A 23,270-nucleotide genomic window follows, 5' to 3' on the forward strand; every position below is an offset into this window, starting at 1 on the left:
TGCGGCATTTTTAAGGTGAATCAATCACCTATAACTTACCCAGCTTGGTTCGTAAGCGTTTAATGGCCTGGCTGTGCAGCTGGCTCACCCGAGACTCTCCCACCTCCAGAACAGCGCCAATCTCTTTGAGGTTAAGCTCTTCCTGGTAATAAAGGGTCAATACCAGCTGTTCGCGTTCAGGCAGAGCTTCAATAGCTTCCATGACGCGCTGGCGTAAATTCCCTTCCATTAAATGGTGTAACGGGTTTTCTTGCTGATGCTCATCCGTCACCAGCTCGATGCTATCGCCATGCTCTTCTCGCCACTCGTCATAAGAGAAGAGTTGGCTATTATTGGTATCGAGCAACATCTGACGATACTCTTCAACAGCAATGCCAAGACGATCCGCCACTTCAGTTTCCGTTGCGTTGCGTCCCAGTTCCTGTTCCAGCTGCCCCATCGCATGCGCCACTTCGCGTGCGTTGCGGCGAACACTGCGCGGCACCCAGTCACGGCTGCGCAGCTCGTCCAGCATCGCACCACGAATACGCTGAACTGCGTAAGTCGTAAATGCCGTTCCTTGCAGAGCGTCGTATCGGTCAACTGCATTCAATAACCCGATACCGCCCGCCTGTAGCAGATCGTCGAGTTCCACGCTCGCCGGCAAGCGCACCTGGAGGCGCAATGCTTCGTGACGCACCAGCGGGACATAACGCTGCCACAGCGAGTGTTTATCCATTACACCTTCAGCGGTATAGAGTGAATTCACGATAAACAGCCCTGCGTTAGTTGAGTTATCGGCATGATTATCCGATTCTGCAGGGCGTTCAATTGGATGAAAAAGGGGGATAAAGTGAGGTTATTCTGAGGTTGCCCTCAACCGGGGCAACTTTTCTGCCTAAATTAACAGTTGCAACAATGAAAGATCGTCGCCCAGTTTGACGCTATCTATATGTTGATGAAAGAGCTTTCCCGCTTCCTGATTATGCTGGCTAAGGGAGTGGAAGCTGTAAATAACATCAATGATATTATCTTGTTCAATTTTCCCCGCCACGATAGCCTGACCGGCAAGTAACGTTTTCAGGAAATAGTACTCGGCAACGATTAAATAAAGATTATTCAACATGCTGCGACCGTTGCTCTGCGGGAAGCCCTGCTCCCAGAGTTTGTATTTAAAAAAGTTCTTAAATAAGTGGTCATTGGTCGCCAGGTAACTGCCCGCCACATCGCGCCAGACGGACTCGATGTTCTCCATGACCTTCTCTGCCGGTACGGCATCACCGACAGATTCGAATTGTTGATAAAGCTGGGCAAAATAGTGGTTTAACACCGCACCACCGCGGGCCGTCGCTTTCTTCGTAAAGTAACTCTGGATGAGCGAAATTAACGCGAATTTCAGGCTGTAGTTCTGATTAAATGCGCCCAGCTCCGTCTTGATTTTACCGCTCACCAGTTCGTTAACCAGCGAGAAATAAACCGTTTCGAGCGTGCCGATATTTTCTTCCAGGTTTTCGAGTTTTTCAGCCACCATGAGGAACTTCACCACGGCGTAAACCTGTTCTTCAACGCTAACGTCCTCAACGCTGAATATATTCTGGCAGAAGAGATTGATGACTTTTGCCTTTAAATCAATCATCGGCGCAGTATTGACGTCCTGCTGGACAATGACCGATTCCATCATCGACATAGACTCCCGATCGTTCAACAGAAGTCGGGTGACTTCCGGACACGAGAGATTCAATGATTTTTCGATTTCATTTTTATAGACCCGGTTTGTCCGTGGAAACGACGAACAGGTTGGGCTTAAGGCCTGCGCGCCCATGGCGCTGTGAATAGAACAGAGTTTTTCCGTATCCATGAACGGACAGTTTTTACTTTCCGTATGGAAAATCACTTCGCCCCAGTTGCCATACTGTTTTTTGGTAACTTTTATCGCCGTTTTCGCCGTGTGACGAATGGCGGCATTTTTACTGTTCAGATAGCGATTAACGGAGGATTTATCAAATGCGATGGTCCAGCCCTGACAACAATGTTCGCGGCATTCCCCACCGACACATGAAAAATCTGCGACCAGCTTTGGTTGAGTGACACTGATTTGTTTCACGGGCGGATTCTCAAATAGCAGAGATAAAAAAACCCCGCCGAAGCGGGGTTTCGTGCGTAAAATTAACGCAGCAGAGACAGAACGGTCTGTGGAACCTGGTTTGCCTGAGACAGAACAGAAGTACCAGCCTGCTGCAGGATCTGCGCGCGAGACATGTTGGAAACTTCAGTTGCGTAGTCAGCGTCCTGGATACGGGACTGAGCAGCAGACAGGTTGTTAGAGGTGTTGTTCAGGTTGTTGATTGCAGAAGTGAAGCGGTTCTGCACAGCACCCAGGCCTGAACGTGCTTTATCAACGGTAGCGATAGCTTTGTCGATGGTGTCCAGATCGGTAGCACCCATAGCTTTCAGGTCGATTGCGTTCACGCCCAGAGTCGTGGTGTCAGCTTTAGCGCCGCTCAGGTCCAGATCGATGGTGTCGCCGTCGTTCACGCCAACCTGAATTTTAACAACGCCCGCAGTACCTGCAGTGCCGTCCAGCAGTTTGATGCCGTTGAAGTCAGTTTTGCCCGCAACACGGTTGATTTCAGCCAGACGAGCGGTAACTTCATCCTGCAGAGAAGCCAGGTCAGATGCGCTGTTGGTGCCGTTGCTTGCCTGAACAGCCAGTTCACGTACACGCTGCAGGTTGTTGTTGATTTCGTTCAGAGAACCTTCAGCAGTCTGCGCCATGGAGATACCGTCGTTGGCGTTACGTGCTGCCTGGGTCATCCCTTTGATCTGAGCGGTCATGCGGTTTGCAATCGCCTGGCCAGCAGCATCGTCTTTCGCGCTGTTAATACGCAGACCGGAAGACAGACGCTCGATAGCAGTGCCCAGAGAAGACTGAGATTTGTTCAGGTTGTTCTGAGTGGTCAGGGACAACAGGTTAGTATTGATAACTGCCATAATTTTCTTTCCTTCAAAAATTGGGTTTTAGGTCCGGTGCCTAACACTCACAGCGTCTCTCACCGTCAACAAGGTTATCGACGGGTCCCCAAAAGACTTTAGAATCAATTTTGAAAAAATTACAACCAACTGATTATTAACAGATTTATTTTTAAAAAATCAATTAAGGTCCGTCAACGCGTTATTATTTACGCTTTTTTAACGCGCAAAGAGATGACAAAAAAGGCACACACTTATTCGTGTTTTCAATGCGTGGATAATGATCCTAAAGTGCAATCCTTTCATTTACCCCGCCAGGACGTGCCTATTCTTTGGATTATTTTTTTCTCACCATCGTAAACTTTTACGTTAAGAGGCCGATAAGAGTCCTGAACTACTTTCGTATTTTAAGGAAAATATGCATGGCTACTATCAGTAACCTCGGGATAGGTTCTGCAGGACTCGGGGATTTATATAATCAGTTGGAAGCGGCAGAGAAAACCAAGCTGACGACGATTACTTCCCAGCAATCAACGTATAACGCACAGTTAAGCGCTTACGGCAAGCTGCAGAGCGCCATGACATCGCTGCAGACTGCCACCGCTGCACTGGGTAAAGCCACCACCTGGAACTCAACGTCCGTGAGCAGCACCAACACGGCCTTTACCGCCACGACGACGGCTGATGCGTCCGTGGGTTCCTTTGTGGTTAACGTCAACCAGGTTGCAAAAGCACAGGCGCTCACTACCGGCTCCTATGCAAACAACACGGATCTGCTCGGCGATACGACAGGTACAACGCGTAAAATCACCATCACCCAGCCGGGCACGAAAACGCCTTTAGAGGTCACGCTGGCCGATGGCGATACGTCTCTGGCCGGGATCGCGAGCGCCATTAATAAAGCGAACGGCAACGTTACCGCCAGCGTCATTAAAGCGAAAGACGGTGATTACCGCCTGATGCTGTCATCAAAAACCACCGGTACCGATGGTGCGATGACCGTCAGCGTCACTGGCGACGCCAAGCTGCAAAGCGCCATTGGCTACGACTCAACCACTAAAACGGGCGCGCTGACGGTGAACACCGACGCGCAGAACGCGATTGTGGTGGTGAACAACATCTCTATCGAGCGCCAGTCGAATACCATTACCGATGCGCTGCCTGGCGTCACCTTCTCGGTGAAGGCCGAAAGCAAAGCCGATGAAACCCTTGAGGTTTCGCGCGCAACGGATGCAAACCAGAAGGCGATTACGGACTGGGTCACGGCGTACAACTCGCTGCAGTCCACCATTAACAGCCTGACGAAATATGTGCCAGTCGATGCAGGCTCCGGCAGCCAGTCTACCAGCAACGGCGCGCTGGTCGGTGATGCGAACGTGCGCGGAGTTCAGTCTCAGCTGCGCGGTCTGCTGACCGAAGTGCAGGCCGGCTCGGTTCAGATTATGGCCCAGTTGGGGATTACCCAGGACCCGGTTAAAGGCTCAGACGGCACCGTCGGTAACCTGAAGGTCGATACCGACAAGCTGAAAAAAGCGCTGACCGACAACCCGAACGCCGTACAGCAGTACTTTGTCGGTGACGGAAAGAAAACCGGTATGGCCACGCAGATGAACAACACGCTGACCGCCATGCTCAGCACCAGTACCGGTAGCGCCGGGGTGATCCAGAACGCGAAAGACGGGATCAACAAAACGCTGAAAACCCTGGGCGAACGCTACGATGCCATGGATGCCCAAATTGAAGCCACCATGGCGCGTTACAAAACCCAGTTCACCAGCCTGGACGTATTAGTCACCAAAATGACCAGTACAGCCAACTACCTGACCCAACAGTTCTCACAAAAATAGTCGTCGCATTGAGGAGTGGAAATGTATAAGACCTCTGGTGTTCAATCCTATCAGCAGATAGGAGTCGAAAGCGCAGTGATGAATGCCAGTCCACACCAGCTGATTGTCATGTTGTTCGACGGGGCGCATAGCGCCCTTGTTCGCGCGCGTTTGTTCATGGAAGCCGGACAAATTCGTGAGAAAGGCGAAGCGTTATCGAAAGCCATCAACATCATCGACAACGGTTTAAAAGCAGGACTGAACATGGAGGTTGAGAGCGAGTTGTCCGGTAACCTTGCCTCCTTGTACGAATATATGGTTCGACGTTTGTTACTGGCGAATGTCAGTAATGACGTAGACGCAATTGTTGAAGTCGAGGGTTTATTAAACAACATTGCGGATGCGTGGAAGCAAATCGGCCCCAATGCGTCCTCTATTTCAGGATAATTTTGATGAATAATCCCAGCGCAGCGCTTAGCCACTGGCAGGCGTTACATGCTCAGAGCATTGCTATGCTAAATCTCGCACATTCTGGTCAATGGGATGCGCTTATCGAGCAGGAAATGCATTACGTACAACTGGTGGAAAGGATTTCTCAAACGCCCATCATGTCATGCCCTCCGGCTCAGGTTGAGCAAGCGCGTGCGCTGCTGGAAATGATCCTTGAAAATGAAAATGCGCTTAAGGCGCTGCTGAAAGTCCGCATGGACGAACTGCGCAGTCTGATCGATCAAACCGGCAAACAGCAATCCATCACGTCTACCTATGGAAAGCTGTCAGGGAATATTCTTTATCCAGAAAGTTTTACCCGCGACACACAACTATGATTTCTTCATCCATACTCCAGAAGTCTGCCAATGGCTTCTGGAGCAAGGATGATGAAAAACCCCACCCTGTTACAATGTTTTCACTGGTACTACCCTGCTGGCGGTGAATTGTGGCGAGAGGTCACGGCGTTAGCACCCAATCTTAACGAAATCGGCATCAACATGATCTGGCTACCGCCCGCCTATAAAGGCGCGTCAGGCGGGTATTCTGTCGGCTATGACTCCTATGACCTGTTCGATCTGGGCGAGTTTGACCAGAAAGGCAGTATCGCCACCAAATACGGTGACAAAGCGCAGCTGCTGGAGGCCATCGACGCCCTCAAGCGCAACGACATTGCCGTGCTGCTGGACGTGGTGGTCAACCACAAAATGGGCGCCGATGAAAAAGAGCCTGTGCGCGTTCAGCGCGTGAACGAGCAGGATCGCACGCAAATCGATGGTGAGGTCATCGAGTGTGAAGCCTGGACCCGCTATACCTTCCCTGCCCGCGCCGGGCAATATTCCCAGTTCATCTGGGACTACAAATGCTTCAGCGGCGTCGACCACATTGAAAACCCCGATGAAGACGGCATCTTTAAAATCGTCAACGACTACACCGGCGAAGGCTGGAACGATCAGGTTGATGATGAGATGGGTAATTTCGACTATCTGATGGGCGAAAATATCGACTTTCGCAATCACGCCGTCACCGAGGAGATCAAATACTGGGCCCGCTGGGTCATGGAACAAACGGGCTGCGACGGTTTTCGTCTGGACGCCGTCAAGCATATTCCCGCCTGGTTCTACAAAGAGTGGATTGAGCACGTCCAGGAAGTCGCCGACCAGCCGCTGTTTATCGTGGCGGAATACTGGTCCCACGAGGTGGATAAGCTTCAGGCCTATATTAACCAGGTCGAAGGCAAAACCATGCTGTTTGATGCCCCCCTGCAGATGAAATTCCACGAGGCGTCACGTCAGGGTCGGGATTACGACATGAGCCAAATCTTCACCGGCACGCTGGTGGAAGCCGATCCGTTTCATGCGGTGACTCTCGTCGCGAACCATGACACCCAGCCTTTGCAGGCGCTGGAAGCCCCGGTCGAAGCCTGGTTTAAACCGCTGGCGTATGCGCTGATCCTGCTGCGGGAAAATGGCGTGCCGAGCGTCTTTTATCCGGACCTCTTTGGTGCCAGCTATGACGATACGGGTGGAGACGGAGAAACGTACCATATTGATATGCCTGTGATTGAGCAGCTCCACGAGCTGATCCTCGCGCGCCAGCGTTTTGCCCACGGCGTGCAGACGCTGTATTTTGACCATCCTAACTGCATCGCCTTCAGCCGCAGCGGCACGGAAGACGATCCCGGCTGCGTGGTGGTGATGTCGAACGGCGACGACGGCGAGAAGATAATTTGCCTGGGGGAAAACTACGGCAACAAAACGTGGCGTGATTTTCTCGGCAATCGCGAAGAAACGGTCACCACGGCGGCAGATGGCGAAGGAACGTTTACCTGCAAAGGCGGAAGCGTCAGCGTGTGGGTGATTGAGGATGCGTTGTAGAAACAATGCCGGGTGGCGCTGACGCTTACCCGGCCTACGGGACGGTACTTTTGTAGGCCGGGTCAGGTGAAGCCGCCACCCGGCAAAAAAACGGCTACGGTAGTTTACTCGCCAGCGGATTCTTGCTCAGGTAATCGGCACACTCAACCGTTGGGCGATCGACCTTCTGCAGCTCCAGCCCGTCGTACTCAAGCGTCGAGCCATCGCGCTCCAGCGGATAGATATCCAGCTTACGCGTCACGTTGTAATAACTGTCTGAACGCAGCATGATTTTACCCGGCACGGCAATCACGCGCTGCCACTGACGGCAGTCCAGCGTATCGCCCTCTTCCGTCACCACCAGCGTGGCAATCGCATTCGGGCTGACCATGTTGCTCTGCGGCCCTTTCGACTGCCAGTATCCTGCCAGATGCGCCGGGACAGGATGCTTGATCACGTCGTTATAATTATCGACCTGAACGCACCCGGTCAGTGCCAGCAGCGCGCCAGCAATTGCTATTTTTTTCATCATCTTTCCTGCATTCGAAGAAAAAAATATTGTGGCATTAAAGCGCTGCGGCTGCCAGTGAAGATCGACAGGTCTTAGACCTGCATCCCCATGACCTCTTGATAGGCCGACACCAGCTTGTTACGCACCTGGATCCCCATCTGCAGAGAAACCGAGGCTTTTTGCAAATCGGTCATCACATCATTCAGCGCCACGCCCGGCTCGCCGAGGGTGAACTTCTCAGCCTGAGTGCGCGCTGCGGTCTGGGTATCACTGATACGGTCAAGAGCGGCATGCAGTTGCCCTGCAAAGCTGATGCTCGGCTGCTGATCTGCCACATTCTGGTTACGGGCCGTCATCGCCGTTGCCTGCAACTGACTGATTACCCCTTCAATGCCCTGTATAGCCATGACTCTCCCCTGGATGGTTTTTTACGCGGTCAAGACTAACAGCTTGTCAATAAGATAATGGCGGTAAATAGCATGAAAAAACCAGGTTATTTGACGCATAGAAAATCACGAATCATCAAATAATGGCAGGGCCATCAATATGGAACTTTTGTCGTGTTTGCCGACCCGGGAGTCAGTTTTGTTTCTCTACACGAATAACGTAAACCACCAGGATTTAAGAGGTGCGCAATGAGTGCAACAGCATCGACAGCGCCGCAGAATAAATCACTCGAGTGGATGAACCGCCTTCGCGCGAATCCTAAAATCCCGTTGATCGTGGCAGGCGCTGCCGCAATTGCGATCCTTGTAGCGATGGTCCTGTGGGCGAAAAGCCCTGATTACCGGACGCTCTACAGTAACCTTTCCGATCAGGATGGCGGCGCCATCGTCACCCAGCTGACCCAGATGAACATCCCTTATCGCTTTGCCGATAATGGCGGTGCGCTGGAGGTCCCGGCAGATAAGGTGCACGAACTGCGTCTGCGCCTGGCCCAGCAGGGGCTGCCGAAAGGCGGCGCGGTAGGCTTTGAGCTGCTGGATCAGGAAAAATTCGGTATCAGCCAATTCAGCGAGCAGGTGAACTACCAGCGTGCGCTGGAAGGTGAACTGGCCCGCACCATTGAAACATTAGGCCCGGTGAAGAGCGCCCGCGTGCACCTGGCGATGCCTAAACCTTCCTTATTTGTCCGCGAACAGAAATCACCTTCGGCTTCCGTGACCGTGAACCTTGAGCCTGGCCGCGCGCTGGACGAAGGGCAAATCAGCGCGGTGACGCATCTCGTCTCCAGCGCCGTCGCCGGTCTGCCGCCGGGTAACGTGACGCTGGTTGACCAGAGCGGTCACCTGCTGACGCAATCCAACACTGCTGGTCGCGATCTGAATGACGCGCAGCTGAAATATGCCGCCGATGTCGAAAGCCGTCTCCAGCGTCGTATCGAAGCGATCCTCGGCCCGGTTGTGGGCAACAGCAACGTGCACGCGCAGGTCACCGCGCAGATCGACTTCTCGAATAAAGAACAAACCGAAGAGCAGTACAGCCCGAACGGCGATGCGGCTCAGGCGGTCATGCGTTCGCGTCAAATCAACTCCAGCGAGCAGGTTGGCGGTGCCTACCCGGGCGGCGTGCCGGGCGCGCTGTCTAACCAGCCTGCCCCGGCAAACGCGGCGCCGATCTCTACGCCGCCGGCCAATCAGCAGAACGGTCAGCAAAATAATCAGCAGACCACCTCTACGGCGAATAACAGCGGCCCACGAAACACCAGCCGTAACGAAACCACGAACTACGAAGTGGATAGAACGATTCGCCACACTAAACTGAACGTGGGCGATATTCAGCGTCTCTCTGTTGCGGTAGTGGTGAACTACAAAACGCTGGCGGATGGCAAACCGTTGCCGTTGACCGCCGAGCAGATGAAGCAGATTGAAAACCTGACCCGCGAAGCGATGGGTTACTCCGAGAAGCGCGGCGATACCCTCAACGTGGTGAACTCACCGTTCAACTCGGTTGAAGAGACCGGCGGTGAACTGCCGTTCTGGCAACAGCAGGCGTTTATCGACCAGCTGATGTCCGCAGGACGCTGGCTGCTGGTACTGATTGTCGCGTGGCTGCTGTGGCGTAAGGGCGTTCGTCCACAGCTCCAGCGCCGTGCTGAAGCTGAAAAAGCGGCTCGCGAGCAGATGAATGCGCGTCAGGAAACGGAAGAAGCGGTTGAAGTTCGCCTCAGTAAAGATGAACAGATGCAGCAGCGCCGTGCTAACCAGCGCATGGGTGCCGAGGTGATGAGCCAGCGCATTCGCGAAATGTCAGATAACGATCCGCGCGTCGTGGCGCTGGTCATCCGCCAGTGGATGGGTAACGAACATGAGTAATACGCTTACGGGCACCGATAAAAGCGTCATCCTGCTGATGACCATTGGCGAAGATCGCGCGGCAGAGGTGTTTAAACACCTCTCCCAGCGAGAAGTACAGATTCTCAGTGCGGCCATGGCCAACGTGCGCCAAATCTCCAACAAACAGCTGACCGAAGTGCTGTCGGAGTTTGAGCAGGAAGCCGAACAGTTTGCCGCGCTGAACGTCAACGCCAACGACTACCTGCGTTCCGTGCTGGTCAAGGCGCTGGGCGAAGAGCGCGCCGCCAGCCTGCTGGAGGATATTCTGGAAACGCGCGATACCGCCAGCGGTATCGAAACGCTCAACTTTATGGAACCGCAGAGTGCCGCCGACCTTATTCGCGACGAGCACCCGCAGATTATCGCCACCATTCTTGTCCACCTCAAACGTGGTCAGGCGGCCGATATTCTGGCGCTGTTCGAAGAGCGCCTGCGTCACGATGTGATGCTGCGTATCGCCACCTTCGGCGGCGTCCAGCCTGCCGCGCTGGCGGAGCTGACCGAGGTGCTGAACAACCTGCTCGACGGCCAGAACCTCAAGCGCAGCAAAATGGGCGGCGTGAGAACGGCGGCGGAAATCATCAACCTGATGAAAACGCAGCAGGAAGAGGCCGTCATTACGGCGGTTCGCGAATTCGACGGCGAGCTGGCACAGAAAATCATCGACGAGATGTTCCTGTTCGAAAACCTCGTCGAAGTGGACGACCGCAGCATCCAGCGCCTGCTCCAGGAAGTGGATTCCGAGTCGCTGCTTATCGCCCTCAAAGGCGCCGAGCAGCCGCTGCGCGAGAAGTTCCTGCGCAACATGTCTCAGCGTGCGGCCGATATCCTGCGCGACGACCTTGCCAACCGCGGCCCGGTTCGTCTGTCTCAGGTGGAAAACGAACAGAAAGCCATTCTGCTTATTGTTCGTCGTCTGGCGGAAACCGGCGAGATGGTGATTGGCAGCGGAGACGACACCTATGTCTAATGAGCTGCCGTGGAAGCGCTGGACGCCGGACGATCTGGCCCCTCCCCTCTCCGAGTTCACGCCAGCCGTGATCCCGACCGAGGAGCTTGACCCGGACGTCGAACAGCCTGAGCTAAGCGAAGAAGAGCAGCAAGCACAGATGCTGGCTCAGCTGCAAATGCAGGCGCACGAGCAGGGCTACAATGCCGGTCTGAACGAAGGCCGGCAGAAAGGCCACGAGCTGGGGTATCAGGAAGGCCTGTCAAAAGGGTTAGAGCACGGTATCGATCAGGCGCGCCAGCAGCAGGCGCCGATCCATGCCCGCATGCAGCAGTTGGTCAGCGAGTTTCAGCACACGCTGGACGCGCTGGACAGCGTGATTGCCTCGCGACTGATGCAGATGGCGCTGGAAGCCGCGCGTCAGGTGATCGGCCAGACGCCCGTGGTGGATAACACGGCGCTGATCAAACAAATTCAGGGCCTGCTGCAGCAGGAGCCGCTGTTCAGCGGTAAGCCGCAGCTGCGCGTCCATCCGGACGACCTGCAGCGTGTGGAAGAGAGCCTGGGCGCGACGCTAAACCTGCACGGCTGGCGTCTGCGCGGCGATCCGTCGTTACATCACGGCGGCTGCAAAGTCTCAGCCGATGAAGGCGATCTGGATGCCAGCGTCGCCACCCGCTGGCAGGAACTGTGCCGCCTGGCGGCACCGGGAGTCGTCTGATGACCGCACGCCTCACCCGCTGGCTCACCACGCTCGACAATTTTGAGACGAAGATGGCGCAACTGCCCTCTGTTCGTCGTTATGGGCGACTGACGCGCGCCACCGGTCTGGTACTGGAGGCCACCGGCCTGCAGCTGCCGCTGGGCGCGACCTGCGTGATTGAGCGTCAGGACGGTCTGGAAACGCGTGAAGTGGAAAGCGAAGTGGTCGGGTTCAACGGCCAGCGCCTGTTCCTGATGCCGCTTGAAGAGGTGGAAGGCATTCTGCCCGGCGCGCGCGTGTATGCCAAAAACACCTCTGGCGATGGGCTGCAAAGCGGGAAGCAGTTGCCGCTTGGTCCTGCCCTGCTGGGTCGCGTGCTGGACGGCAGCGGGAAGCCGCTCGACGGGCTGCCCTCGCCGGACACCACCGAAACCGGCGCATTAATCACCCAGCCGTTTAACCCCCTGCAGCGAACCCCTATCGAGCATGTGCTCGATACCGGCGTACGCCCGATTAACGCCCTGCTGACCGTGGGACGTGGGCAACGTATGGGCCTGTTCGCCGGGTCAGGCGTGGGTAAATCCGTTCTGCTCGGCATGATGGCGCGCTATACCCAGGCCGACGTTATCGTTGTGGGCCTGATCGGCGAACGTGGTCGCGAAGTTAAAGATTTCATTGAAAACATTCTGGGTGCGGAAGGCCGTGCCCGCTCGGTGGTCATTGCCGCACCGGCGGACGTGTCACCGTTACTGCGTATGCAGGGGGCAGCGTATGCCACCCGCATCGCCGAAGATTTTCGTGACCGCGGCAAGCACGTGCTGCTGATCATGGATTCGCTGACCCGCTACGCGATGGCGCAGCGTGAAATTGCGCTGGCTATCGGTGAGCCACCGGCGACCAAAGGCTACCCACCTTCGGTCTTCGCCAAACTCCCTGCCCTGGTGGAACGTGCGGGGAACGGCATCAGCGGCGGCGGCTCCATCACCGCGTTCTATACGGTGCTGACCGAAGGCGATGACCAGCAGGATCCGATTGCCGACTCTGCGCGCGCGATCCTTGACGGCCATATTGTGCTGTCGCGTCGTCTCGCCGAAGCCGGACACTATCCGGCAATTGATATTGAAGCCTCTATCAGCCGCGCAATGACGGCGCTGATAACCGAGAAGCACTACGCCCGCGTGCGTAACTTTAAACAACTCCTCTCCAGCTTCCAGCGCAACCGCGATCTGGTCAGCGTGGGGGCGTATGCCAAAGGCAGCGACCCGATGCTCGACAAAGCGATTACCCTGTGGCCGCAGCTGGAGGCATTTTTACAACAAGGCATTTTTGAACGTGCCAACTGGGAAGATTCAATTCAGGCACTGGAGCTGATTTTCCCGCAGGTGTAACACAGGTGGAGGGCGAAGGTCATGGCGCAAAACAGCGCGTTATCAACGCTGAAAGATCTGGCTGAAAAAGAAGTTGATGATGCCGCATTGCAGCTTGGCGCAATGCGACGCGGGTGCCAGCAGGCTGAAGAACAGTTGAAGATGTTAATCGACTATCAGCATGAATATCGCACCAACCTCAATACCGATATGACACAGGGCATTGGAAGCCAGCGCTGGATTAACTATCAGCAGTTTATCCAGACGCTGGAGAAGGCGATAGATCAGCATCGCCAGCAGCTTCACCAGTGGACCCAGAAAGTCGATACCGCGCTGAATTTCTGGCGCGAGAAGAAGCAGCGACTGCAGGCCTGGCAGACCTTACAGGACCGACAGATTGCGGCAACGACCCTGGCGGAAAACCGTCTGGATCAGAAAAAAATGGATGAGTTTGCCCAGCGCGCATCAATGAGGAAACCGGAATGATCACACTGCAACAACTGCTGATGAGCGACAGCGACCTGTCAGGCGGTACGCAGACGGGGAAAGGCACCGATGGTGCACAGGACTTTCTCGCGCTGCTCGCGGGCGCCCTGTCGGACGCGACGGGCAAGGGCAAAGATGCGCCACTGACCCTGGCTGACCTGAAAGCCGCCGGCAGCAAGCTGTCCCACGTTGCTCAGGACGCCAAAGGGGATACCACCCTGCAGGCCAAAATTGCCGACCTGCTCTCGCGCCAAACCGCGCTGAATGGCGATGAAACGGCGCCCGTCACCTCGCTTGATACGCTGGTTTCCGGACTGGTGCCGCTGTCTAAAGGTGACGCACTGAAGACGATCAATGCCGCGAACAGCAAAGATGACGGTAAAAGCGAGCTGAGCGAAGAGGAGCTGGCCGGATTGAGCGCCCTGATGGCGATGCTGCCGCACCAGCAAACTACCGCCTCTCGCGTAGCTGGCAGTGACGGCGTTTCCGCCACCGCAACGCTGAGTACAGCGGCGCTTGCGCAAAACGGCGCGGGCCAACCGTCCCTGAACGCGCTTCCGGGAAGCCATGATAAAGCGCAGAGTGCTGCGCCTTATCAGAGCCAGACGAAAAACAGCGACCCGGCCCTGTCGGGCAACGCGCAGGCGACGCCGGTCGTGGCCGCAACCGCAGAGAAGCAGGAGCTCGCCAGCGCCTCCTCTTCATCATCGCCGACGGCTACCCTGGCACCGATTATGTCCAGCCATGCAACCAGTCAGACGGCCGCCACCGTTGCTCCCGCGCCGGTGTTAAGCCAGCCTCTGGGCACGCATGAATGGCAGCAGTCCCTGAGCCAGCACATCACCCTGTTCACCAAACAGGGCCAGCAGACGGCCGAGCTGCGTCTGCACCCGGAAGATCTGGGTCAGGTACAAATTTCGCTTAAGCTGGATGATAACCAGGCGCAGTTGCAGATGGTCTCTGCGCACAGCCATGTCCGTGCGGCGCTGGAAGCCGCGCTGCCGGTACTGCGAACCTCGCTGGCAGAAAACGGCATTCAGCTTGCGCAGAGCAGCGTCAGCAGCGAGAGCTTTGCCGGGCAGCAGCAGTCCTCATCCCAGCAGCACCAGGCTTCGCGTTCCGGCAACACCGGCGGTTTTAATGAAGAGAGCGATGAACTACTGCCCGTTCCTGCCGCCCTGCAATCCGCCGCGCGCGGTAACAGTGCCGTAGACATCTTCGCCTAAACGCCAGAGGTAGCGTGATTATCCCCGTCTTTTCCACGCTTTGACGACAGCAGGACACGGGATAATCACCTTATTAAGCTGTACCGAAACAGGAAGCTCGTATCAGATGACTGACTCCGCTATCACCAAAAAAAGTAAGCGTTCCATCTGGATCCCGCTGCTGGTGTTGATCACGCTCGCCGCCTGCGCTACCGCGGGCTATAGTTACTGGCGTATGCAGCAGGAACCTTCGACCGCTGCGGCCAAAGCCGAACCTGCACCGCCACCGGCGCCGGTATTTTTCCCTCTGGACACCTTCACCGTGAATCTCGGTGACGCGGATCGTGTGCTGTACGTCGGTATTACGCTGCGCCTGAAGGATGAAGCCACGCGCGCGCGTCTGAATGATTATCTTCCGGAGGTGCGTAGCCGCCTTCTGCTGCTGTTCTCTCGTCAGGACGCTTCGGCGCTGGCCACCGATGTGGGTAAGCAAAAGCTGGTCGACGCCATTAAACAAACGCTGGCGACCCCGCTGGTAAACGGCCAACCTAAGCAGGAAGTCACTGACGTTCTGTATACAGCCTTCATTCTGCGGTAACGACATGGGCGACAGTATTCTTTCTCAGGCAGAAATCGATGCGCTGCTCAACGGCGACAGCGATAAAAGTGATGATCCGCAACCGGGTATCGGCGGCGATAGCGATATTCGTCCCTATGACCCGAATACCCAGCGTCGCGTGGTACGTGAACGTCTGCAGGCGCTGGAGATCATTAACGAACGTTTTGCACGTCAGTTCCGTATGGGGCTGTTTAACCTGCTGCGTCGTAGCCCGGATATCACGGTCGGTGCGATCCGCATTCAGCCGTATCATGAGTTTGCCCGCAACCTGCCGGTGCCAACCAACCTTAACCTGATTCATCTGAAGCCGCTGCGCGGCACCGGTCTGGTGGTGTTTTCCCCAAGCCTGGTGTTCATTGCGGTGGATAACCTGTTCGGCGGCGACGGGCGTTTCCCGACCAAAGTAGAAGGTCGCGAATTCACCCACACCGAACAGCGCGTCATTAACCGCATGCTGAAGCTGGCGCTGGAGTCTTACAGCGACGCGTGGAAAGCGATTAACCCTCTGGAAGTGGAGTACGTCCGTTCTGAGATGCAGGTGAAATTTACCAATATCACCACCTCCCCGAACGATATCGTCGTTAACACCCCGTTCCACGTGGAGATCGGTAACCTGACCGGCGAGTTCAACATCTGCCTGCCGTTCAGCATGATCGAACCGCTGCGCGAGCTGCTGGTTAACCCGCCGCTGGAGAACTCCCGCAACGAAGACCAGAACTGGCGTGAAAACCTGGTCCGCCAGGTCCAGCATTCGCAGCTTGAGCTGGTGGCGAGCTTCGCCGATATCCCGCTGCGGTTATCTCAGATCCTGAAATTACAACCCGGTGATGTTTTGCCGATAGAAAAACCCGACCGCATTATTGCCCATGTGGATGGTGTCCCCGTGCTGACAAGCCAGTACGGCACGATTAACGGTCAGTATGCGTTACGCGTTGAGCACTTGATCAACCCGATTTTGAATTCGCTGAATGAGGAACAGCCCAAATGAGTGACATGAACAATCCGTCCGATGAAAACAGCGGAGCACTGGACGATCTGTGGGCTGACGCGTTAAACGAGCAAAAAGCGACCCCGGCCAAAAGCGCAGCGGATGCCGTATTCCAGCAGCTCGGCGGCGGTGACGTCAGCGGCACGCTGCAGGACATCGACCTGATTATGGATATCCCGGTTAAGCTGACCGTTGAACTGGGACGCACCCGTATGACCATTAAAGAGCTGCTGCGCCTGACGCAGGGTTCCGTGGTGGCCCTTGACGGCCTGGCCGGTGAGCCGCTGGATATTCTGATCAACGGCTATCTGATTGCTCAGGGTGAAGTGGTGGTGGTAGCCGATAAATACGGCGTACGTATCACCGACATCATTACCCCGTCTGAACGTATGCGTCGTCTGAGCCGTTAAGCATGAAAACCCAGGCAACACTATCGCAACCTTCTGCCGTTCCCGGCTCACCTCTGCTCCAGGTGAGCGGGGCGTTGTTCGGTATTATTGCCTTTATTCTTATCGCCGCCTGGCTGGCGAAGCGCTTTGGCCTGGCGGGGAAAACCGCCGGCGCCCGCGGGCTGAAGGTCAGCGCCAGCACCACCCTGGGACCACGTGAACGCGTGGTCATCGTCGAGGTGGACGATGCGCGTCTGGTTCTGGGCGTCACGGCGTCAAACATCAGCGTATTACATAAGCTGCCGCCCGCCCCTGCTGTGGTGGACGAGCGTGCAGAGGCCCCTGCGGATTTCCAGTCCGTGATGAAGAGTTTGCTTAAGCGTTCCGGGAGATCCTGATGCGCCGTTTGTTATCCCTGACGCTTGCGGGCGTTGGCCTGTTTGCTCCCGCGGTCTATGCGCAACTGCCCGGTCTGGTGTCAACCCCTCTCGCAGGCGGCGGCCAAAGCTGGTCGCTTCCGGTGCAGACGTTGGTGTTCATCACCTCGCTGACGTTTATTCCGGCTATCCTGCTGATGATGACCAGCTTCACCCGCATCATCATCGTTTTTGGTCTGCTGCGAAACGCGCTCGGCACCCCTTCCGCTCCGCCAAACCAGGTTCTGCTCGGACTGGCGCTGTTTTTGACCTTTTTCATTATGTCGCCGGTGATCGATAAGATTTACACCGACGCCTATCAGCCGTTCAGCGAAGATAAAATCTCCATGCAGGAAGCGCTGGATAAAGGCGCGCAGCCGCTGCGGGAATTTATGCTGCGCCAGACGCGCGAAGCGGATTTGGCCCTCTTTGCCCGCCTGTCCAACACCGGCGAGCTGCAGGGACCAGAAGCGGTACCCATGCGTATTCTGCTGCCCGCCTATGTGACCAGCGAGCTGAAAACCGCGTTCCAGATCGGCTTTACCATCTTTATTCCGTTCCTGATTATCGACCTGGTGATCGCTAGCGTCCTGATGGCGCTCGGGATGATGATGGTGCCGCCCGCGACCATCGCCCTGCCCTTTAAGATCATGCTTTTTGTACTGGTCGACGGCTGGCAGCTTTTGGTCAGCTCGCTGGCGCAGAGTTTCTACAGTTAAGGAACGGCAATGACACCCGAATCGGTCATGATGATGGGCACGGAGGCGATGAAAATCGCGATTGCCGTTGCCGCTCCGCTGCTGCTTGTCGCGCTGGTTACCGGTCTGATTATCAGTATTCTGCAGGCCGCCACGCAGATTAACGAAATGACGCTGTCGTTCATCCCGAAAATCATCGCCGTGTTCGTGGCGATTATCGTGGCCGGACCGTGGATGCTGAACCTGCTGCTGGACTATATGCGCAACCTGTTTACCAATCTGCCGTACATCATCGGCTGACCTGACGATGCTGCACTTCACCAGCGACCAGTGGGTTCAGTGGCTCGGCGTCTACTTCTGGCCGATGCTGCGCATCATGGCGCTGATCTCCACCGCCCCCATTCTCAGCGAGAAATCGATACCCAAGCGTGTCAAAGTGGGGCTGGGGATTATCATCTCCATTATCGTCGCACCGTCTCTCCCTCCCGTGGATATTCCGATCTTCTCGGCAAATGCGGTGTGGGTCGCCCTGCAGCAGGTGATGATTGGCGTTGCCGTCGGCTTTACCATGCAGCTCGCTTTTGCCGCCGTGCGTACCGCGGGGGAACTGATTGGCCTGCAGATGGGGTTATCGTTCGCCACGTTTGTCGATCCCGGCAGTCATCTCAACATGCCCGTGCTGGCACGCATTATCGATCTGCTCGCCATGCTGCTGTTCCTGTCGTTCAACGGCCATCTGTGGCTTATCTCCATGCTGGTGGACACGTTCCATACGCTGCCGATTGGCGAAAACCCGGTAAACAGCAACGCTTTCCTGGCGCTCACCCGCGCCGCGGGGCTGATCTTCCTGAACGGGCTGATGCTGGCGCTGCCGATCATCACCCTGCTGCTGACCGTCAACCTGGCATTAGGTTTACTGAACCGAATGGCGCCGCAGCTTTCGGTGTTTGTCATTGGTTTTCCGTTGACGCTGACGGTCGGAATTTTATTAATGTCATTACTGATGCCACTTATCGCTCCCTTCTGTGAACATTTATTCGGCGAGATATTCAACCTGTTAGCGGATATTGTCAGCGAACTGCCTCGTAAATAATAGACCGCACTGTTGCTACTGTCTTTCTGAGGATATTCCTAAAATAAAACGCGAAAAACATCTTCCAGGATATATCTGACGCGGTTTAATTGTTTCTAACCACCTCACAATACTTAATATTTACTTTACTTTAAGAAGATTCCTGGCAAATTATACGTAACTTTACGGGATAGTGAGTCCGCCTGAAAGTCTTTGTCATGCTCACAGGTTTATTATTTTTTTCCATCCCGTATGGCTGTTTTGAGCTCTCAGGCAGATGGTGAATTATCGTTACGCATTGAGTGAGGGTATGCCATGTCAACGATCATTATGGATTTATGCAGCTACACCCGGCTAGGGTTAACCGGGTACCTGGCAAGCAGAGGGGTAAGAAAGAGAGACATCAACGATGCACACACCGTTGACGAACTCGCAGCCGCTTGTGACGAACTAAAACCAGGCGTGGTGTTTATTAATGAGGACTGTTTCATTCACGATCCAGCCAACAGTCAGCACATTAAGCAAATCATTAATCAGCATCCAAAAACCCTGTTTATTGTTTTTATGGCGATCGCGAATATCCATTTCGATGAGTATTTGTTGGTCCGTAAAAATTTATTGATCAGTTCTAAATCGATTAAACCCGAGTCGCTGGATGACATTTTGGGTGATTATTTGAATAAAGAAGTTAAAAATGTAGGAGCGGTTAACTTACCCACCCTATCATTAAGCAGGACTGAATCAAGTATGCTGCGAATGTGGATGGCGGGACAAGGAACTATTCAGATCTCCGACCAGATGAATATTAAAGCGAAAACCGTTTCATCACACAAAGGAAATATTAAACGGAAAATTAAAACGCATAATAAGCAAGTGATCTACCACGTGGTACGCCTGACCGATAATGTGACGAACGGGATTTTCGTCAACATGCGTTAGTCGCTTAAGACCCTGTGCACCCTACCTTTGATCTCTGGCCTGGCCAGAGATTTTTGCTTCTGCAGAGGGTGTCGGGCACGCGATATGCTACCCGACGCCGTGTTAGTCTGCTTTCTCAACAAAAATACCGTCCGGATGCCCCAGTTCGTTAAAAAACCAAATGCCGAGCGGGTAGTCTTCCAGTGATACCAGGTACATTGTACCTTCGCTAAACTCTTCAATTGCCAGCACCACACCCGGGCGGCGCGGCCCACCGTCCGTTTTAACGGTTACCCGATCGTTGACCTTCATACATTCCTCCTCTGGTTTTGAGCCAGTGTAGAACAAAACGCAAAATCGCACATCGCCGCCCGGTGTGAATGGCGTTTTTATCTACAGTCTATACTTAGCGATGGACCCGGCTGAATGAGGAACCCCGCAATGAAGACCGATAAAGAGTACAGCGACACCATCAAGCGCGAAGTCGAGGTGGATGTCGATGCCCTGCTGGCCGCCATCAATGAGATTAGCGAGTCAGAAGTCCGCAGGACGGACGACAATTCGGACCGCGTCATTGTTAACGGAAGGGATTATCACACCTATCGTGAGCTGGCGGAGGCCTTCGAGCTCGATATTCACGACTTTAGCGTGTCGGAAGCCAATCGTTAGCGCGAAAAAAATCCCGGTCATGGGGATGACCGGGATCAAAACTTGCTTATGCAAGAAGCACTTGAAAATTCGTTACACCAGGAAATCTGATGTACAAGCCACACTATCCCCAACGAATTTGTCTGACAAGCATATATTCTTATGATGAATATAATATTTTTAACATAATGCTTTTCGTTATGAGCAATAACTTACGCCGAATGCGGGTTTGCCAGGGATTGTTCCCATTTCATCTGTTAACAATTCGGTTATTTTTTAGGAATTTTCTTAGAACGAAACGCAACCGTCATCGGGAGTCACTATGCCTTCACTGCGGGATACCTTGCTGATTTTTTCTGACCTGGATGGCGCGTTGCTGGATATTCATACCTACGACTGGCAACCCGCAATGCCCTGGCTGGACAGGCTACAGGATAACCAGATTCCGATTATTCTCTGCAGCAGCAAAACCGCGGCAGAGATGCTGGATATTCAGCAGGATCTGGGGCTGGAAGGCCTGCCGTTTATTGCCGAGAACGGCGCGGTAATACAGCCTGACGTGCGCTGGGACAAGGTCCAGCGTCAGATCCGGGGGATGACGCACCGGGATATTCGCCCGCGAATCGAGCAGATTCGTCTGCAGACGGGCTTTAAATTCACCACCTTTGACGATGTGGATGAGCACGTTATCAGCGAGTGGACCGGACTGACGCGCTACCGTTCGACGCTTGCCCGCAAGCATGAAGCCTCCGTCACGCTCATCTGGCGCGATACCGACGAGAAATTGGTCCAGTTTGAAGAGCAGCTGGCATACATCGGCCTGAAGTGTGTGCAGGGGGCGCGCTTCTGGCATATTCTCGACGCCCGCTGCGGTAAAGATGTGGCGGTTAACTGGCTGATTGAACAGTATCGCGAACAGGAAGAGATCGAGCCCACCACGCTGGGGCTCGGCGATGGCCCTAACGATGCGCCGCTGCTCGACAGCATGGACTTCGCGGTGATCATCAAGGGGATTAACCGCCAGGGTATCACGCTACGGGACGATAACCCCGAGCGGGTCTATCACACCCAACAGACCGGCCCGTCAGGCTGGCAGGAGGGGCTGGATCACTTCCTGTCCTGATCCCGCCACACGACCCGGTTACGCCCGCTCTGCTTAGCCTGATAGAGCCTGACGTCCGCCACGGACTGCAGCTGTTCAAAATCGTAGTTGCCCGTTTCATCCGCGCTGCTGACGCCCAGTGACGCGCTGATGCGCAGGGTGGTGCTCTTCTTCACCAGGATCTCCTTACTGGTGATTCGGCAACGAATGCGGTCAGCGACGCCTCTCGCCTCCTCCAGACCAATGCCGGGAAGGACCACACAAAACTCTTCTCCGCCGACGCGCCCGGCCACATCATTCTTGCGTAACGCGCTGGCAATCACGCCTGCCGTATGGGAAAGCACCTTATCACCGGCCTGATGGCCGAAACGGTCGTTAATGCTTTTAAAATGGTCGAGATCGATCTGAATCACCGAGAACGGCAGCGCCTGCTGACGACAGGTTTCCGCCAGCAATTTTGCGCGGTCGAACAGCGCGCCGCGATTATTGAGCCGTGTCAGCGGATCGTGCCAGGCCTGCCACTGGAGGGAGTGCTGAAGCGTATACATGTTACTCACCATCCGACGGATCACCAGCCACGAGATCAACAGCATGGCGGTAAAGAGCGCCCACAGTAGCGCCAGCACGATACTGATACTGCCGAAATCATCCTGCACCCCTTCATGCAGGGTGTGGATCCGCAGGACGACGCCATCGAAGTGATCGAGCCGCTCCCAGGTGATAAACCGGCTCCCGAGGCGGATCCCGCCGCCGGTATCATGCTCAATCGCCTGGGCAATCTGCGCCGTTTCGCGTTCGTCAAAATGGTTAACCAGGCTTCCGGCGTGGGCAGAGGTGGCTATCATATTGAGCCGGGTATCGTACAGCTGATACTCCCCTTCCGTCCGGTCTTCCGTCGCGTCGGTCAGCAGACGCTGCATCGTGTCTAAGGTAAAGTCCATCGCCACGACGCCGTACCAGTAGTGATCGAAATAGATGGGGACGCTGGCGGTGATCGTTCGTTCATCCCCGGTCCAGGATGAAGGGGTAGAGATAAACCAGCGCACGGCGCGCGCGCGATTGTTACGCTCTGACTGCTGGGTAAACCAGGACTGCGTGACCAGATGATAATAGCGGGCGGTAATATCGCCCGCCCGATCCGGCGTATCCGTGGAAAGGAAAAAACCGGCGCGAGAGACGTAGATCACCCGCGCTTCTGTTTGCGCTCTCGATGATGCCAGCCTGAGCAGATACCCCACTTCGAGTGCGGCAGAAATTTCATGACTGATGCGCTCAGCGTCCCGGTTAAGAAGGGTGGTTTTATCCACGAATGCATCCGAGACCCCGTTAAGGGGAAGCGTGCGCTTTTTATCAACGGCAAGCTGCCAGGTGGGGAGCATGCGGACGGTATTAAAGCGTGACACCGCATCCTGTAAGACATCAAAGGCCAGCGGCGTCTCGATTGCATCATGCATGCCCTGGCGGAACAACAGCATCCTGTCGACGCTGTTCTGTAACTGCCTGTCCAGCGAACTGGCCACCGTATCCAGATGGTTGCGCTGGCTGGAGATGTACGCCTCTTCCAGCACCACCACCTCGCGCCAGGTCAGGAGCGTGGAAAACACCAGAACGATCAGAAAACAGAGATTAACAATCCGCCCCGGATTGCTACGCTTATGCAGCCATTGCAAAAAAGTTTGTCTTACAACAAAGGTATCGCGCTGCACACACACTCCCTGATTACTGCTCTTTACCCGAAACCTG

General features: G+C 55.1%; 26 protein-coding genes and 1 pseudogene. 20 read left to right on the forward strand and 7 right to left on the reverse strand.

Going from position 1 to position 23,270, the window contains the following annotated elements:
* Positions 1-28: 28 nt before the first annotated feature.
* The 3 genes from LJA86_RS10015 to LJA86_RS10025 all read right to left on the reverse strand — a co-directional run bounded on the left by LJA86_RS10015 (position 29) and on the right by LJA86_RS10025 (position 2,970).
* On the reverse strand, positions 29-748 hold the full coding sequence (locus LJA86_RS10015; RefSeq protein ID WP_008500338.1) for an RNA polymerase sigma factor FliA: 720 nt from the start codon (positions 746-748) through the stop codon (positions 29-31).
* A 129-nt stretch (positions 749-877) separates the two neighbouring features.
* The gene (gene fliB / locus LJA86_RS10020; protein WP_229226085.1) at positions 878-2,083 is read right to left on the reverse strand and encodes a flagellin lysine-N-methylase; all 1,206 of its coding nucleotides are present in this window, start codon (positions 2,081-2,083) and stop codon (positions 878-880) included.
* A gap of 62 nt (positions 2,084-2,145) precedes the next feature.
* Positions 2,146-2,970: a flagellin gene (locus tag LJA86_RS10025; RefSeq protein WP_045908167.1), complete on the reverse strand. Its 825-nt coding sequence runs from the start codon at positions 2,968-2,970 to the stop codon at positions 2,146-2,148.
* A 401-nt stretch (positions 2,971-3,371) separates the two neighbouring features.
* Between LJA86_RS10025 and fliD the strand changes: the two genes are divergently transcribed.
* The 4 genes from fliD to amyA are packed head-to-tail and all read left to right on the forward strand — an operon-like array spanning position 3,372 to position 7,141.
* Positions 3,372-4,796, forward strand: a complete 1,425-nt coding sequence (gene fliD / locus LJA86_RS10030) for a flagellar filament capping protein FliD (RefSeq protein ID WP_045908166.1) — start codon at positions 3,372-3,374, stop codon at positions 4,794-4,796.
* 21 nt (positions 4,797-4,817) lie between these two features.
* The gene (fliS, locus tag LJA86_RS10035) at positions 4,818-5,222 is read left to right on the forward strand and encodes a flagellar export chaperone FliS (RefSeq protein ID WP_023312296.1); all 405 of its coding nucleotides are present in this window, start codon (positions 4,818-4,820) and stop codon (positions 5,220-5,222) included.
* Positions 5,223-5,227: 5 nt separating this feature from the next.
* Positions 5,228-5,602 (forward strand): flagella biosynthesis regulatory protein FliT, encoded by a 375-nt coding sequence (fliT, locus tag LJA86_RS10040; RefSeq protein ID WP_045908165.1) that lies wholly within the window; start codon positions 5,228-5,230, stop codon positions 5,600-5,602.
* 51 nt (positions 5,603-5,653) lie between these two features.
* Positions 5,654-7,141, forward strand: coding sequence for an alpha-amylase (amyA, locus tag LJA86_RS10045; protein ID WP_229226261.1), 1,488 nt, complete (start codon positions 5,654-5,656; stop codon positions 7,139-7,141).
* A gap of 94 nt (positions 7,142-7,235) precedes the next feature.
* Here amyA and yedD read toward each other — a convergent pair whose 3' ends face one another.
* Together yedD and fliE are read right to left on the reverse strand one after the other, a co-directional pair.
* Positions 7,236-7,649 carry a lipoprotein YedD gene (yedD, locus tag LJA86_RS10050; RefSeq protein ID WP_032652553.1) on the reverse strand — a complete coding sequence of 138 codons (414 nt, stop codon included), beginning with the start codon at positions 7,647-7,649 and terminating at the stop codon, positions 7,236-7,238.
* 74 nt (positions 7,650-7,723) lie between these two features.
* Positions 7,724-8,038 (reverse strand): flagellar hook-basal body complex protein FliE, encoded by a 315-nt coding sequence (gene fliE, locus LJA86_RS10055; RefSeq protein WP_008500329.1) that lies wholly within the window; start codon positions 8,036-8,038, stop codon positions 7,724-7,726.
* 228 nt (positions 8,039-8,266) lie between these two features.
* Between fliE and fliF the strand changes: the two genes are divergently transcribed.
* From fliF to rcsA, 14 genes and pseudogenes are all read left to right on the forward strand, one after another.
* Complete coding sequence (gene fliF / locus LJA86_RS10060) at positions 8,267-9,946, forward strand: flagellar basal-body MS-ring/collar protein FliF (protein ID WP_048029395.1); 1,680 nt, start codon at positions 8,267-8,269, stop codon at positions 9,944-9,946.
* On the forward strand, positions 9,939-10,937 hold the full coding sequence (gene fliG / locus LJA86_RS10065; protein WP_008500327.1) for a flagellar motor switch protein FliG: 999 nt from the start codon (positions 9,939-9,941) through the stop codon (positions 10,935-10,937). Before fliF ends, fliG begins: the two co-directional genes overlap by 8 nt.
* Entirely contained in the window at positions 10,930-11,637 is a 708-nt protein-coding gene (gene fliH, locus LJA86_RS10070; protein WP_045908162.1) for a flagellar assembly protein FliH, read from the forward strand. The genes fliG and fliH overlap by 8 nt, the downstream gene beginning before the upstream one ends.
* On the forward strand, positions 11,637-13,007 hold the full coding sequence (fliI, locus tag LJA86_RS10075) for a flagellar protein export ATPase FliI (RefSeq protein WP_045908161.1): 1,371 nt from the start codon (positions 11,637-11,639) through the stop codon (positions 13,005-13,007). Before fliH ends, fliI begins: the two co-directional genes overlap by 1 nt.
* 21 nt (positions 13,008-13,028) lie before the next feature.
* The gene (gene fliJ / locus LJA86_RS10080) at positions 13,029-13,472 is read left to right on the forward strand and encodes a flagellar export protein FliJ (RefSeq protein ID WP_021241386.1); all 444 of its coding nucleotides are present in this window, start codon (positions 13,029-13,031) and stop codon (positions 13,470-13,472) included.
* Positions 13,469-14,698 carry a flagellar hook length control protein FliK gene (gene fliK, locus LJA86_RS10085; RefSeq protein ID WP_229226086.1) on the forward strand — a complete coding sequence of 410 codons (1,230 nt, stop codon included), beginning with the start codon at positions 13,469-13,471 and terminating at the stop codon, positions 14,696-14,698. Before fliJ ends, fliK begins: the two co-directional genes overlap by 4 nt.
* A 106-nt stretch (positions 14,699-14,804) precedes the next feature.
* A complete protein-coding gene (gene fliL / locus LJA86_RS10090) occupies positions 14,805-15,275 on the forward strand; it encodes a flagellar basal body-associated protein FliL (RefSeq protein WP_021241388.1) in 471 nt (156 codons plus the stop codon).
* Between the two features lie 4 nt (positions 15,276-15,279).
* Complete coding sequence (gene fliM, locus LJA86_RS10095) at positions 15,280-16,284, forward strand: flagellar motor switch protein FliM (protein WP_008500320.1); 1,005 nt, start codon at positions 15,280-15,282, stop codon at positions 16,282-16,284.
* On the forward strand, positions 16,281-16,694 hold the full coding sequence (fliN, locus tag LJA86_RS10100) for a flagellar motor switch protein FliN (RefSeq protein WP_008500318.1): 414 nt from the start codon (positions 16,281-16,283) through the stop codon (positions 16,692-16,694). The genes fliM and fliN overlap by 4 nt, the downstream gene beginning before the upstream one ends.
* A 2-nt stretch (positions 16,695-16,696) precedes the next feature.
* A complete protein-coding gene (gene fliO / locus LJA86_RS10105) occupies positions 16,697-17,071 on the forward strand; it encodes a flagellar biosynthetic protein FliO (RefSeq protein WP_028016024.1) in 375 nt (124 codons plus the stop codon).
* The gene (gene fliP / locus LJA86_RS10110; protein WP_008500316.1) at positions 17,071-17,808 is read left to right on the forward strand and encodes a flagellar type III secretion system pore protein FliP; all 738 of its coding nucleotides are present in this window, start codon (positions 17,071-17,073) and stop codon (positions 17,806-17,808) included. Before fliO ends, fliP begins: the two co-directional genes overlap by 1 nt.
* A 9-nt stretch (positions 17,809-17,817) precedes the next feature.
* On the forward strand, positions 17,818-18,087 hold the full coding sequence (fliQ, locus tag LJA86_RS10115; RefSeq protein WP_008500315.1) for a flagellar biosynthesis protein FliQ: 270 nt from the start codon (positions 17,818-17,820) through the stop codon (positions 18,085-18,087).
* 7 nt (positions 18,088-18,094) lie between these two features.
* Positions 18,095-18,887, forward strand: a pseudogene (gene fliR / locus LJA86_RS10120) (flagellar biosynthetic protein FliR); the annotation flags it as partial.
* 287 nt (positions 18,888-19,174) lie between these two features.
* Entirely contained in the window at positions 19,175-19,798 is a 624-nt protein-coding gene (gene rcsA / locus LJA86_RS10125; RefSeq protein ID WP_008500313.1) for a transcriptional regulator RcsA, read from the forward strand.
* Positions 19,799-19,900: 102 nt separating this feature from the next.
* Here the strand turns inward: rcsA and dsrB are convergent, their stop codons facing one another.
* Positions 19,901-20,089: a protein DsrB gene (gene dsrB / locus LJA86_RS10130; protein WP_008500312.1), complete on the reverse strand. Its 189-nt coding sequence runs from the start codon at positions 20,087-20,089 to the stop codon at positions 19,901-19,903.
* Positions 20,090-20,218: 129 nt separating this feature from the next.
* Between dsrB and yodD the strand changes: the two genes are divergently transcribed.
* Positions 20,219-20,446, forward strand: a complete 228-nt coding sequence (gene yodD / locus LJA86_RS10135; RefSeq protein ID WP_013097742.1) for a YodD family peroxide/acid resistance protein — start codon at positions 20,219-20,221, stop codon at positions 20,444-20,446.
* A 301-nt stretch (positions 20,447-20,747) separates the two neighbouring features.
* Positions 20,748-21,548, forward strand: a complete 801-nt coding sequence (locus tag LJA86_RS10140; RefSeq protein WP_229226087.1) for a mannosyl-3-phosphoglycerate phosphatase-related protein — start codon at positions 20,748-20,750, stop codon at positions 21,546-21,548.
* Here the strand turns inward: LJA86_RS10140 and dgcQ are convergent.
* Positions 21,533-23,233 (reverse strand): cellulose biosynthesis regulator diguanylate cyclase DgcQ, encoded by a 1,701-nt coding sequence (gene dgcQ, locus LJA86_RS10145; protein ID WP_167211355.1) that lies wholly within the window; start codon positions 23,231-23,233, stop codon positions 21,533-21,535. The two genes, LJA86_RS10140 and dgcQ, sit on opposite strands and share 16 nt — an antisense overlap.
* Between the last annotated feature and the right edge of the window lie 37 nt (positions 23,234-23,270).

The sequence above is a fragment of the Enterobacter sp. TCD1-1 genome, from assembly GCF_020567405.1.
Lineage (GTDB): Bacteria > Pseudomonadota > Gammaproteobacteria > Enterobacterales > Enterobacteriaceae > Enterobacter > Enterobacter quasiroggenkampii.